Here is a 13,248-nt window from a genome sequence, read left to right as displayed (position 1 = left end):
GAAAACCACGCTGCTGGAATAACACCAACAAGTGGTTAAATTATATTAAAATTATATCAAGGAAAAGCAAATGGCCTTATTCATTAATAGCCGTCATTCAGCATTATCGCTGTTGACTGTTTTAGCCCTGGGCAGTGTCGCCTCGGTCGCCGCTCACGCCGATCAATTGGCCGATATCAAGCAGGCCGGCGTTATTCGCGTCGCCACCTTCGATTCCAATCCGCCGTTTGGTTCCGTGGATGCCAAAACCCATAATATCGTCGGCTACGACGTGGACTTCGCCAAGGCGCTGGCCTCGTCCCTGGGCGTTAAACTGGAGCTGGTGCCGACCAATCCGGCCAACCGCATTCCGCTGCTGCAATCGGGCAAAGCCGATATTATCGTGGCCGATATCACCATCACCCCGGAACGGGCCAAGGTCATCGATTTTTCCATACCTTATTTTGTGACCGGGCAGCAGTTCCTGGTGCCGGTGAATGCGCCGGATAAACTGGACGGCTATGCCAACGCCCGTATCGGCGCGGTGAAGGGCACTACCGGCGAGCAGGAACTGCATCATCGTTTCCCGAACGCGCGCGTCCTGTCCTATGACGATATCCCGCTGGCGCTGACGGCGCTGCGCAACGGCAACGTTCAGGCCATTACCCAGGACAGTACCATCCTGGCCGGGCTGCTGGACGGCGCGCCGGATAAAGCCAAATACAAGGTGCTGCCGGAGCTGCTGAGTAAAGAGGAGATCGGCGTCGGGGTGAAGAAAGACGAGACCGCGCTGCTCTCGTTCGTTAACGGCGAACTGCTGAAACTGGAAAAAAACGGCCAGGCCACCTCCATTTATAATACGTGGTTCGGTCCCCAGACCAAATCGCCGCAACCACGTTTGTTTACTATTACAGCGAAATAATCGGGCTGAATTAATGCAATCCCAGTACGACAATCCGCAAGCATCCGCCGCCCCGGCGGCGGATTCCCCTGCCCCACCGTTTCCCCCCGCGGTCGAATTTCGCCAGGCAGATAAATATTTCGGGCCGCATCAGGTGATCCATCAGGTGGATTTCCTGGTCGGGCGCGGCGAGGTGGTGGCTATATGCGGCCCCTCGGGGTCGGGCAAATCCACCCTGATTCGCCTGATCAACCAGCTTGAAACCTTAAGCGGCGGTGAAATCCTGATCGACGGGCGTCCCACCTCGGCGTTGACGGGCCGCGCGCTGCGCGAATTGCGCACCCATATCGGTTTTGTGTTCCAGCAATTTAACCTTTACGGCCATCTTGACGCCCTGGACAATGTCGGCATGGCGCTGGTGGCCGTACACGGCTGGACCAGGGCGAAAGCCCATGCCAAGGCGCAAACCCTGCTGGAGCGGGTGGGTTTGGGCGATAAGGCGTCTTTTTTGCCGGCGCAGCTGTCCGGCGGCCAGCAGCAGCGGGTGGCGATTGCCCGCGCCCTGGCCACCGACCCAACCCTTATCCTGTTTGATGAACCGACCTCGGCGCTGGACCCGGAGATGATCGGTGAAGTGCTGCAGGTCATGCAGGAACTGGCCCACAGCGGCATCACCATGATAGTGGTCACCCACGAGATGAGCTTTGCCCGCGAGATTGCCGACCGGGTGGTGTTTATGGACGGCGGCGTGATTCTGGAGCAGGCCGACCCGGAGACCTTTTTCACCGCGCCGGTTCATCCGCGCGCGCGGCGTTTTTTGCAGAAGGTGCTTAATCCGCTGCATGCGCGCCTGGAGGAAAGCTGATGGCCGGGCACCTGGATTGGGCCGGCGTGCTGACCGGCCAGCCCTGGCAATGGATCCTGTCTGGTTTTGCCGCCACCTTGTATGTCACCCTGTTCGGCTGCCTGGCGGCGACGCTGATAACGCTGCTGCTGCTGGCGCTGCGCCTGGCGCCGGGACGGTTAGGCCGCGCCCTGGCGGCGGCGTATGTGTCGGTGTTTCGCAACACGCCGCTGCTGGTGCAGTTATTGTTCTGGTATTTTGCCGCCTGGGGCGCGTTGCCGCAGAGCGCGCGTTTTTATATCGGCGATATGCACGCCTGGTCGGTACTGCCGGGCAACGTTCTGTGGCTGGCGCCGGAGTTCCTTTGCGCCGCCTGGGGCCTGGCCCTGTTCTGCGCGGCGTTTTTGCTGGAAGAAATCCAGGCGGGGCTGAATTCCGTGCCGCGGGGGCAAACCGAGGCCGCGCTGTCGCAGGGGCTCAGCCAATGGCAAATCCTGCGCCGGGTGCTGTTGCCGCAGGGGCTGCTTAACGCCTGGCAACCCCTGGTGGGGCAATACCTGAACCTGATGAAGCTCTCGTCGCTGGCAAGCGGCATCAGCTTTGCCGAACTGACCTATCAGATAGGACGGGTGGAGAGCTATAACGCCCACGCGCTGGAGGGTTTTGCCGTGGGAACCGGGCTCTATCTGCTGCTGGGGGTGGCGATGGGATCGCTGTTGATGTTGGCGGGTCCCAAGCGGGGCGACAAAAGGCAGCCGCTGCTGCCGACCGCCGATGTCGATGCGCCGCCCCCCGGCGGACCGATAAGCGGAGCTCGCCATGACCTTTAATACCGACGTGATCCTCAATAACCTGACCTATCTGCTGTGGGGTCGTTTGGCCGACGGCCAGCCGGGCGGCGTGATGCTGACGCTGATTATGGCGCTGTGCGGCGGCGTGCTGGCGCTGGTCATCGGCGTCGCGCTGGCATGCCTGGCATGGCGCTATCAGGGGTGGACGCGCCGGGCGCTGTTTATCTGGGCCGAAATCATCCGCGGCATTCCGCTGATTTTTGTCATCTTCTGGATGTTTTTCCTGTTGCCCATCCTGTTCGGCGGCTCGATACCCGGTCCGCTGACGGTGATCCTGGCCCTGGCCTGGTTTACCTCGGCGGCGGTCATGCATACCACTCTCGCCGGCCTGAACGCCCTGCCGCCGGGCCAGGTGGAGGCGGGACTGGCCTCGGGACTGGGGGAATGGCAGATCCTGCGCCGGATTCTATTACCGCAGGCAATGCCTAACCTGCTGCCGTCCTATATCGGGCTAATGGTCTCACTGGTCAAGGACACCTCGCTGGCCTTTATCGTTAACGTGCCGGAGCTGACCACCGTGGCCGGCCAGGTCAATAACCGCGAGCAAATCTATCCCACCGAGATATTTGTCTTTATCGGCGTGATTTATTACCTGCTGTGTTACGGCCTGTCCCTGCTGGCCACCAGACTGGGCGCGCCCAGGCCGCTGCCGCGCTAAAGGCCGGGATGCCGCGGCGGCCGCCTCCCCTACCCCCGGCGGGACCGGGAACGTAGGCCGCCGCGCGGCGGCCTACGTTGTTTACCGCATAGAGCGCCGGGCCTCGGTGCGCACCCGGTGCAATACCTGTTGTTTGATATCGCTATAACCGGGGGACTGCGCCAGGGTCTCGATATCCCGATCCGGGCCAAAGGGCAGCGCCACCTCTTCGGCGATTTTGCCCGGCCGCGCCGACATCACCAGGATGCGGTCGGCGAGAAACAGCGCCTCCTCCACATCGTGGGTGACAAACAGGATCGTCGTGCCGGTCTGCTTCCAGGCCTCCCGCAGCAGCTCTTGCATCATCATCCGGGTTTGCGCGTCCAGCGCTCCGAAGGGTTCGTCCATCAGCAGCACCTCAGGGTCGGGCAGCCAGGCCCGCGCCAGCGCCACCCGCTGTTTCATGCCGCCGGACAATTGCCAGGTCGCATGCCGTTCAAAACCCGCCAGTCCGACCCGGTTCAGCCAGGCATTGGCGTCGCCATTGGCCGCCGCTTTTTTCCGCCCGGCCATGCGCGCGCCGAAGGTAACGTTGTCCAGTACCGACAGCCAGGGGAATAAATTGGGCTGCTGGAATACCATGCCCCGGCTCGGATGCGGTCCCTTGACCGGCCGACCCGCGCACAGAACGCGCCCTTGCCGCACCGGGATAAAACCGGCAATCAGGTTCAGGATGGTGGATTTTCCGCAGCCGGAAGGGCCGAGCAACACCACGAATTCCCCTTTGGCAAGCGTCAGGGAAACGTCCTCCAGCACCGTCAGGACGCCCTGTTTCCCGGCAAAGGACAGCGTAATATGGTCAACGTCGATATGCGCCGTCATGCGTTCTTTCCCGCCCAGGGCACCAGCCATTTTTGCAGTCCCACGATCGCCAGATCCAGTAGATAGCCGATGGCGCCGAGCAGCAGGATGCCGATCATCACGATATCGGTGCGCAGGTACGCGCTGGCGTTGATCACCATCCAGCCCAGGCCCGATGTGGCCGCCACCAGTTCGGCGGCAATCAGCGACGTCCAGCCGACGCCGATGGATAACCGCACGCTGGTAAAAAGTTCGGGCAGGGTATCGGGCAGCACCACGCGCCAGAAAATCTGCCGGCGCGAGGCGCCGAGGGTCTGCGCGACAAGGATCCTGGCGTTGCCGATGCGCTCCACCGCGGCGGCGGCGCCCACCACCACGCTCAGGAAGGTGGCGATAAAAATCAGGAAAAATTTTGACGACTCGCCAATCCCCAGCCAGACCACCGCCAGCGGGATCAGGGCAATCTTCGGCAACGGCCGCAGAAACTGCACAAACGGATTAAGCGCGGCGGCGACCGGCTCCGACAGCCCCATCAACAGTCCCAGCGGGATGCCGCAGACAATGGCGACGGCAAAGGCGCTCAGCGCCCGCGCCAGGCTGACCGCGATATGTTGCCAAAGCGGTACCTGGCGATAGCCGTCATGCCACAGCTCAACCGAGGTTTGCGCCAGATCGGATAACGGCGGCAGCAGCAACGGATCGACCCACCGGCGTTCCCCGGCGACTTGCCAGAGCAGAAAAAACAGCGTCACCGAAATGACGCTGATGGCGATATGATTGACAACTTTCATGGCGGTTTTTATTTACCCGCGGCCTGGCGAATATAGCTGGAATCAATCGCATCGTTCCAGGTGGCCGGAATATCGCGTTGACGCACCTCGCCGGTGCTTTCCAGGAAATGAGCGGTTTTATTTACCGCCTGGCCGATGCCGCTGCGATCGGTATCGGTGCCGTCGCCCAACCAGGCGGCGGTGCCCTGTTCGGTGATGGACGGGTATTCCAGGCCCGCCAGGGTATTGGTGGCGGTGGTCACCGGCGCGCCCACTTCCCTGGCGACGATTGCCGCGGCGGCCTCGGGATCGCGGCGGAACTCATCCACTTTTTGCTGATGCACCTTCAGGAAGCTGGTCACCACCTGGGGATATTGCCGGGCAAACGCGGTGCGCACCACATAGTTGTTATAAATCAGATAACCGTCTTTCTGCAGATCCTTGGTGGCAAAAACCTGATGGCCGCCCGAGGCTTCCAGCTCCTGGGCAAAGGGCGCCCAGACATACCCGGCGTCGATATCGCCCCGCTTCCAGGCGGCCACCATTTCCGCCGGACGCAGCGGGATCAGGGTGATCTTGGCGCGGTCGAGCTTATGCACGGCAATCGCCGCTTCCAACGCATACTGGGAGGTAGAGTTAGGCGGATAGCCGACCCGTTTGCCTTCGATATCCTGCAAACCATTAATGCCCTGCTTGCCAATCAGGCGTTCATAAGTGGCAATCACCCCCGAAACGCCGACGATTTTCACCGGCAGCTTGCGCACAATGCCGGCGGTGGCCGGACTGGAGCCAAAATTGGCGATATCGATGGCATCGCTTGCGAAATAGCTCAGCGCGTCGGCGCCCGAAGCGAACTGCACCCATTTCACCTTGGTGCCCAACGCTTTTTCCAGGCTGCCGTCCGCCTTCGCCAGCATTAACACCTGGGAGCCGCCGCTATAGGCTATGCGCACTTCGTCCGGCACCGCCGCGGCCAATGCCGGGGATAATGAAATTAACCAGCTGGCCGCGCCAAGCGCCGCCGTCATTATTTTACGCATAATAATTCCTATAAATGATAACGAGTCATTTTATTGTGAGGGTCTTAGCAAGACGCACAGTATAAAGGCAAAGCATCAATCTCATTTAGCTAATATATGAATGTTTAAAGTGAATAACCGGCAATACGCTTGCCGCTGCGCTAAAGTTCGGCGACATGAACAATAATTCAGCAATCGCGGCCAATAATTGATCGAATTTTTTACCGACATTGAGAAAAACGGTGCGCCACTTTAACAAAATCACGTTATCTATTTGAAATTTAATCTTTTTATATTTACGACTTGGTTATAACCAAATAATGTAACGCCAAAGACCGGGCGGCGGCGCTTTATACCTTCTCTTTGTCATTAATAACCTATTGGCAACAAGGGCGCGGAAATTCACTAAGGTTATGCGCTATTTTCATTTTAAGCTCAAATACAAAGTGGTGTATGGTTTTAAGCCATGCCCTCACGCTACTTATCTCTTTATGAGGTTAATCATGTCCACCGATAACGTGATAAAACGGATTGACGATGCCATCGACCGGCAGCGGGAAAACTATATTGCCGTCAGCAAGGATATACATGCCCATCCGGAAACCGGCAATAATGAATATTACGCCAATAACATCCTTACCGGCCTGCTGACCCAGGCGGGATTTACCGTGACGTCCAGCGTGGCCGGCCATGAAACCGCATTTTACGCCGTCCGGGACAGCGGCAAACCCGGGCCGACCGTAGCCTATCTGGCGGAATACGATGCCCTGATAGGCATCGGCCACGCCTGCGGACACAATATTATCGGCGTGACCAGCGTCGCCGCCGCCATTGCGCTGGCGGAAACCTTGGCGGAAACCGGCGGCAGGATCGTGGTGCTGGGCACCCCGGCGGAAGAAGGCGGTTTAAAAGGGCCGGGCGGCCTTAACGGCAATGTCAAAGCCCGATTTGTCGAACATGGCTTCCTGCGCCAGGTCGATGTCGCCCTGATGATCCATCCCGCCGGCCGCACGCGCCTGTCCGGCCCGTCGCTTGCCAACAATCATCTGTATTTTAATTTTTACGGCAAGCCTTCCCACGCCGGCAGTTCCCCACATCTGGGTATCAACGCCCTGGACGCCGTGGTACTGCTTTATAACGGCATCAGCGTGCTGCGCCAGCAACTGCCCGCAAGCGTCAGGGTGCACGGCATTATTACCGACGGCGGCCAGGCGCCGAACGTCATCCCGGAATTCGCCGCGGCGCATTATTACATCCGCGCCAATACCCGCGAGGAAGTGATAGCCCTGGAACCGCGCATCCGCGCCATTGCCGAGGGGGCGGCGCTGGCCACCGGCACGCGCGTCGAGATTGAACACCAGGTGGGACCGCGCGATTTTCGCATAAACCAGGCCCTTAACACCCTGCTGCTCGACGTGCTGACCGCCCATGGCGAACAGGTGGATCTGACGCCCAAGGACGGACTGGGCTCCACCGACGCCGGCGATATCAGCCATGCCGTCCCGACCGCGCATCCTTATATCAAGATAGGCCCCGACGATCTTATCGGCCATACGGTGGCGTTTCGCGAGGCCGCCAATTCACCGCGGGGCTATCAGGCGCTGGTCACCGGCGCCCGGGTATTGGCTAAAACCGGCTACCGGCTGCTGACCGACGCGGCGCTGCTACAGCGGGTAAAACAGGAATTTGCCCAACAGCAAGCGCAACCGGCGCCGCCGCTAACGGCAAACGTCGCCTGATCGGGCCTCTTTTCCGGCTGCGCATAGGCTAACGGTGGATAGGCTGGGGCCGCTCATGCCCACCAGCACGGTTCGCCGCCTCACTCACTTTTTTGGCAAGGATGATTTGAATGCACACCTCGCGGTTTAACGCTGCCCTGTTGTTACTGTGCGCGGCCCTGCCCGGATACCCCGCGGCGGCGCAGGCCGCCCCGGCCACCGGCGGCGGCACCCTGAATATCGCCTATGGCAACCGGCCCGGCACCCTGGATCCTTATCTGACCACCAATAACGCCACGTCGGATGTCGACCGCCATATTTTCGAAGAGCTGTTTGTGATTAATGATAAATTCGAGCCGGTGCCGGAGCTGGTCGATCATTACCAGCTCAGCGAGGATCGGCTGGTTTATACCTTTACCCTGCGCGACCATATTGTCTTTCAAAACGGCCAGCCGCTGACCGCGGACGACGTGGTCGCCTCAATGAACCGCTGGCTGGCGCTGTCCACCCAGGGAAAAGCCAATCTGCCGGGCGCCGGTTTTGCCAAAATCGACCCGTTAACCGTGCGATTAACCCTGAAAACGCCGTCGCTCATCACGCTCAATATCCTGGCCGATGTGAAGAATATTGCCGCCATCATGCCGAAAAGCATCATCGATAAGGCCAATGAGAGCAAAAGTCCGGTGACCGAGCTTATCGGCACCGGTCCCTATAAGCTGGCGGAATTTAAACAAGGCGAATATTTGCACCTCGCCCGTTTTGACGGCTATGTCTCCCGCAGTGAACCGTCCAGCGGCCTGTCGGGTGAAAAGCACGCCTATGTGAAAGATATTTTTTTCCGCTATGTTACCGATGAATCCACGCGGCTGGCCGGCGCGCTGACCGGCGAATACGACCTGGTATTCAACCTGCCCAAGGACAATATCGACCAGCTTAAACAGGCGCCGGGCATCCAGTTATTCGCCCCGGCATCCGGCGGTTCGCTTATCACCTATTTGTTTAACAAAAAAACCGGTCCGTTTGCCGACGCCAAACTGCGCCAGGCGTTCAACACCGCGCTGGATGTCGACAACGTGCTGCTGGCCGGCTACAGCGACGCGCGTTTCTTCAGCGCCGATTCATCCCTGGGATTTCCGCAGCAGGTGGATTGGTATAGCGGTGCCGGCAAGCCTTTCTATAACATCCATAAGCTCGACGAGGCCCGCAGGCTGGTCAAGGAGTCCGGTTACCAGGGGCAGGAGGTGGTGATCATCGCCACCAAGGAATATGCCGAGCTCTACAACCTGGCGGTAGTCGCCCAACAGGTGCTCAAGCAAATCGGCGTAAAGTCCCGGTTGGACGTCTATGACTGGCCAACGGTCCTGCAGCGCCGCCAGGATCCGAAAAACTTCGATCTCTGCGCCCTGGAATTTTCCATGCGCCAGGTACTACATCAATACCCGTTCCTCGACTCGCGGGCTAATTTCCCCGGCTGGTCCAACAGTCCCGACATCGACCAGGTGCTGGATCAAATCAAGCAGGCCCCTTCGCTGAAACAGGCCAAACCGCTGGTGGACAAACTGCACGTGCTGACCTGGCAATACCTGCCGGTGATTGTGCTGGGCCATACCCAGCCGGAACCCATCGCCATCAAGGACGGCGTCAAGGGCTACGCTGATTTGATCGGCCCGATCCTATGGAATGTGCAGGTAGCGGATAAATAATGTTGGCGCTCCCAGGTTTTGTCGCGGCCCGCCGCCGGCCCGGTAACGGCCGGCAAGGATAAGCAGATGCTATGGTATGCGTTGCACCGGCTGTTGGCGTTGATCCCGGTACTGCTGGTGGTGGCGGTGGTGGTATTCTGCCTGGTGCATCTTGCGCCGGGCGATCCGGTGCTGGTCATTCTCGGCAATGACGCCAGGCCGGACGACGTGCTGGCGATGCGCGACCGGCTTGGCCTTAACCGGCCGCTGGCCGAGCAGTTCTGGCTGTGGTTTTCCCGCATCCTGCAAGGCGACCTGGGCCAATCGCTGTTTATGCGGGAAAGCGTGATGACGCTGTTCACCCAGCACCTTAAACCCACGCTCTCGCTGGCGTTCCTGGCGCAGGCCATGGCCATGCTGCTCGGGATCCTGGGCGGTATCGCGGCGGCGTACCGGCGCGGGCGTTTTACCGATCGCCTGATCATGGCGTTGGCGACCTTTGGACTGTCGATTCCGGGTTTCCTGCTTGGCCTGTTCCTGATTTTCTTTTTTGCCGTCCACCTGCGCTGGTTCCCGGTGATCGGCTATAAATCAGACCCGCAGAGCCTGTGGCAAAATCTGCATTACCTGTTCCTGCCGGCGCTGGCGCTGGCCATCCGCATTGCCGCGCTGTTGGCGCGCATGACCCGGGCGGTGATGCTGGACGTGCTCAATGAGAATTACATCAAGACCGCGCGCGCCAAAGGCGTTCCCGAGCGCTGGGTATTGCTGCGCCACGCGTTTAAAAACGCCTGGATCCCGGTGCTGAATATCTGCGGCGAATCTTTCGGCTCCCTGGTCACCGGCGCCATCGTGATTGAAAGCGTATTCGGCATTCCAGGCGTCGGATTGTTGATTATCGACTCCATCGAGCGACGGGATTTTACCGTGATCCAGGGATCGGTGCTGTTGATTACCACCAGCTACGTGCTGATTAACCTGCTGGTCGACCTGTCGTTTGGGTTTATCGACCCGCGCATTAACGTGGGTGCATAATGCCGGGCCGGCACAGATGTCCGCATCGCACGGCGCCATGCCATGCCATAAGAAGGGGGCCGCGCCATGCCGGGTTTACTGCGCCATAAAATGATGTTGGCCGGCGGCGTTATACTGCTGCTGCTGGTGACGCTGTCGCTGGCCGGAAGCTATTTCAGCCCTTACGATCTTTATGCCCTTGATGCCCTCAGCCGGTTGAAAAGTCCGACCGCGCAGCATTGGTTCGGCACCGATAACTTTGGCCGCGATGTGTTTACCCGGGTAGCCTACGCCATTCGCATCTCCCTGCTGGTGGGACTGTCGGTCGCCGCGGCCGCCGGCGTATTCGGATTGATAACCGGACTGCTGTCGGCCTGGTACCGGCCGGTGGATCTGATTGCCATGCGCATTTGCGACGGCCTGTTCGCCTTCCCTTCGCTGCTGCTGGCCATTGCCATCGTCGGCATCCTGGGACCCAATACCCTTAATGTGGTGCTGGCGCTGTCATTAGTGTACATCCCCTCCATTGCGCGGGTGGTGCGCTCGGCGGCGCTGGTGATAAAGGAAAAGAATTATATCGAGGGACTGCGCGCCCAGGGCGCGACCAGCGGGCGCATTATCTGGCGCCACATTCTGCCGAATGTGATGTCGCCTTTTATCGTGCAGATGACGTTTATCTTTTCCGTGGCCATCCTCACCGAGGCGGCGTTAAGCTTTCTCGGCTCAGGGGTGCCGGCGCCAATCCCCAGTCTGGGCAATTTGTTACTGGAAGGCAAAAAAGTGATCTTTACCTCCTGGTGGATGACCTTTTTCCCCGGCATCTCGATTATCGTCCTGATCTTCGCCCTGAATATTCTCGGCGACGGGATACGCGACCTGCTGGATCCCACCCTCCGCCCCCTGCCACGGCATGTGCTGGCTACATTAAGAACCAGGCGTTAGATTTTATGGAAAACAGTATGATATCCGGCGACGCGTTGCTCACGGTGCATGACCTGGTGGTGAAAATAGCCACTGAACAGGGCATTGTCAGGCCGGTGCGCGGCCTGTCCTTCGCGGTGAAGGCACATGAAACCCTGGGCATTATCGGTGAATCCGGGTGCGGCAAAAGCGTCACCGCCGAAGCCATCATGGGACTGCTGGACCCACGCATTACCGAGACGCAGGGCAGCGTGCGCTTTAACGGCCGTGACTTGCTGGGGTTATCGCTGCGCGAGCGGCGCGCGATCCAGGGCAATACGCTGGCCATGATCTTCCAGGATCCCCTGTCCAGCTTAAACCCGCTGTTCACCATCGGCCGCCAGATAGGCGAAAGCCTCCGGCTGCACGCCGACCTGTCCCGCAGGCAGCGTCAGGCGCGGGTCCTCCGGCTGCTGGATCAGGTGGGCATCAACGACCCGGCGCGCTGTTTCGCCGCCTATCCCCATGAAATTTCGGGCGGTATGCGCCAGCGGGTCATGATCGCCATGGCCGTTGCCTGCCATCCGGCGCTGCTGATTGCCGATGAACCCACCACCGCGCTGGATGTGACGATCCAGGCGCAAATCCTCCAGGTGCTGGAGTCGCTCAAAGCCGCCAACGGCATGGGTATTGTACTGATTACCCATGATTTGTCGGTCGTCGCCCAGATGTGCCAGCGGGTAATCGTCATGTATCTGGGGGAAATAGTGGAGGAAGCCGATGTCATGACGTTGTTTGACCGGCCACGGCACCCGTATACCAGGGGATTGATGGCGGCCATCCCGTCGCTTGGGGGCGCGCGTCAATCCCGCCTGGCGGAAATCAAGGGCAGCGTGCCGCCGTTGAGCGAAAGCCCGGCCGGCTGCGGTTTCGCGCCCCGCTGCCCGTTTGCCGGCGACATATGCCGGCGCCACCCGCCGCTTGCAACGTTGCCGGACCGGCGCGCGGCCGGCGCGGAAGGCCCGCGCCACGCCGTGCGCTGCTGGAAAGCGGAGCAACTTGAGCGGGAATCAGCGTCATGAACCCTATCGCCGGTTATCCGCCGCCCCTGTTAAGCGTCCGCCGCCTGACGAAAAGATTCAAGGTCCGCCAGGGCTTTCGCAGCCGGTGGATTAACGCGGTGGATGACGTCAGTTTTTATATTGACCCGGGGGAAACCTACGCCCTGGTGGGCGAGTCGGGCAGCGGCAAGAGCACCACCGGCAGGACGCTGCTGCGCCTTACCGACGCCACCTCCGGAAGCGCCGACTTTGCCGGACAGGATATGTTCAGCCTGTCGGCCGCGCCGCTGCGCGCCTTGCGCAGGGATATCCAGATGATATTCCAGGACCCGCTGTCTTCGCTTGATCCCAAGCGCACCATTGGTTACAGCGTGGCGGAACCCTTGATTATCCACGGCATCGGCGATCGCGCCGAACGGGAAGCCCGCGTGGGCCGATTGCTTGCCAAGGTGGGCTTCAGCCCGGCGGACGCCAAGCGTTATCCCCATGAATTTTCCGGCGGGCAGCGCCAGCGCGTCGGCATCGCCAAAGCGCTGGTGCTTAATCCCCGGCTTATCGTCTGCGACGAACCGGTGTCGGCGCTGGATGTCTCGATTCAGTCGCAGATCCTCAATCTGCTGCTGGAGCTGCAGCGGGAAAGCGGTTTCGCCTATTTATTTATCGCCCACGATCTCAGCGTCGTGCACCATATCGCCGATCGTATCGGCGTGATGTACCGGGGACGCCTGGTGGAGGAAGCGCCAACGGAGGCGCTGTTCACCGATCCCCGCCACCCCTATACCCAATACCTGCTGGCCTCGATTCCCCCGTCCCACCCGCGCCTGAAAACCACCGCGGCCATCGCGCCCGTCCCGCGCGCCGATACGGGGGCGCACCAGGGCCGGGGCTGCGTTTTCAGCGGCAAATGTCCGCACGCGATGCCGCTTTGCCTTGAGCAAATCCCGGTTGATCGCAGCACTGGCGACAGGCATTATGTTGCCTGCCACCTTGCCGGCTGAACGGTGCGCGGCG

At 60.2% G+C, this 13,248-nt stretch carries 13 protein-coding genes; 10 read left to right on the top strand and 3 right to left on the bottom strand.

What is annotated here, in order from left to right; translation table 11 throughout:
* Positions 1-70 precede the first annotated feature (70 nt).
* From VGC33_RS04095 to VGC33_RS04080, 4 genes are read left to right on the top strand one after another with little or no spacing between them, the layout of a single operon-like run.
* A complete protein-coding gene (locus tag VGC33_RS04095; protein ID WP_331119331.1) occupies positions 71-901 on the top strand; it encodes an ABC transporter substrate-binding protein in 831 nt (276 codons plus the stop codon).
* Between the two features lie 13 nt (positions 902-914).
* Positions 915-1,745, top strand: a complete 831-nt coding sequence (locus VGC33_RS04090; RefSeq protein WP_331119329.1) for an amino acid ABC transporter ATP-binding protein — start codon at positions 915-917, stop codon at positions 1,743-1,745.
* A complete protein-coding gene (locus tag VGC33_RS04085) occupies positions 1,745-2,554 on the top strand; it encodes an amino acid ABC transporter permease (RefSeq protein WP_331119327.1) in 810 nt (269 codons plus the stop codon). The genes VGC33_RS04090 and VGC33_RS04085 overlap by 1 nt, the downstream gene beginning before the upstream one ends.
* The gene (locus VGC33_RS04080; protein ID WP_331119325.1) at positions 2,544-3,233 is read left to right on the top strand and encodes an amino acid ABC transporter permease; all 690 of its coding nucleotides are present in this window, start codon (positions 2,544-2,546) and stop codon (positions 3,231-3,233) included. The genes VGC33_RS04085 and VGC33_RS04080 overlap by 11 nt, the downstream gene beginning before the upstream one ends.
* Before the next feature lie 81 nt (positions 3,234-3,314).
* Here the strand turns inward: VGC33_RS04080 and VGC33_RS04075 are convergent, their stop codons facing one another.
* Genes VGC33_RS04075 through VGC33_RS04065 form a run of 3 tightly spaced genes read right to left on the bottom strand, consistent with a single transcriptional unit; the run spans position 3,315 to position 5,883 of the window.
* Positions 3,315-4,124, bottom strand: coding sequence for an ABC transporter ATP-binding protein (locus VGC33_RS04075; RefSeq protein WP_414636885.1), 810 nt, complete (start codon positions 4,122-4,124; stop codon positions 3,315-3,317).
* Positions 4,091-4,864, bottom strand: coding sequence for an ABC transporter permease (locus tag VGC33_RS04070; protein ID WP_331119323.1), 774 nt, complete (start codon positions 4,862-4,864; stop codon positions 4,091-4,093). Before VGC33_RS04070 ends, VGC33_RS04075 begins: the two co-directional genes overlap by 34 nt.
* 8 nt (positions 4,865-4,872) lie before the next feature.
* A complete protein-coding gene (locus VGC33_RS04065; protein WP_331119321.1) occupies positions 4,873-5,883 on the bottom strand; it encodes a taurine ABC transporter substrate-binding protein in 1,011 nt (336 codons plus the stop codon).
* A gap of 482 nt (positions 5,884-6,365) precedes the next feature.
* Here VGC33_RS04065 and VGC33_RS04060 point away from each other — a divergent pair, with 482 nt between their 5' ends.
* The 6 genes from VGC33_RS04060 (at position 6,366) to VGC33_RS04035 (ending at position 13,235) form a co-directional block, all read left to right on the top strand.
* Positions 6,366-7,601 (top strand): M20 family metallopeptidase, encoded by a 1,236-nt coding sequence (locus tag VGC33_RS04060; protein ID WP_331119318.1) that lies wholly within the window; start codon positions 6,366-6,368, stop codon positions 7,599-7,601.
* A gap of 110 nt (positions 7,602-7,711) precedes the next feature.
* Positions 7,712-9,283 carry an ABC transporter substrate-binding protein gene (locus VGC33_RS04055; RefSeq protein WP_331119316.1) on the top strand — a complete coding sequence of 524 codons (1,572 nt, stop codon included), beginning with the start codon at positions 7,712-7,714 and terminating at the stop codon, positions 9,281-9,283.
* A 66-nt stretch (positions 9,284-9,349) separates the two neighbouring features.
* A complete protein-coding gene (locus VGC33_RS04050) occupies positions 9,350-10,297 on the top strand; it encodes an ABC transporter permease (protein WP_331119313.1) in 948 nt (315 codons plus the stop codon).
* 66 nt (positions 10,298-10,363) lie between these two features.
* Entirely contained in the window at positions 10,364-11,218 is an 855-nt protein-coding gene (locus VGC33_RS04045; protein WP_331119311.1) for an ABC transporter permease, read from the top strand.
* 5 nt (positions 11,219-11,223) lie between these two features.
* On the top strand, positions 11,224-12,258 hold the full coding sequence (locus VGC33_RS04040) for an ABC transporter ATP-binding protein (protein WP_331119309.1): 1,035 nt from the start codon (positions 11,224-11,226) through the stop codon (positions 12,256-12,258).
* Positions 12,255-13,235 (top strand): ABC transporter ATP-binding protein, encoded by a 981-nt coding sequence (locus tag VGC33_RS04035; RefSeq protein ID WP_331119307.1) that lies wholly within the window; start codon positions 12,255-12,257, stop codon positions 13,233-13,235. Before VGC33_RS04040 ends, VGC33_RS04035 begins: the two co-directional genes overlap by 4 nt.
* Positions 13,236-13,248 lie beyond the last annotated feature (13 nt).

Source organism: Acerihabitans sp. (genome assembly GCF_036398755.1).
In the GTDB taxonomy this organism is placed as follows: Bacteria; Pseudomonadota; Gammaproteobacteria; order Enterobacterales; family Enterobacteriaceae; genus Acerihabitans.
The sequence above is the reverse complement of the archived record's forward strand: the minus strand, read 5'-3'. Positions and strand labels throughout refer to the sequence as shown.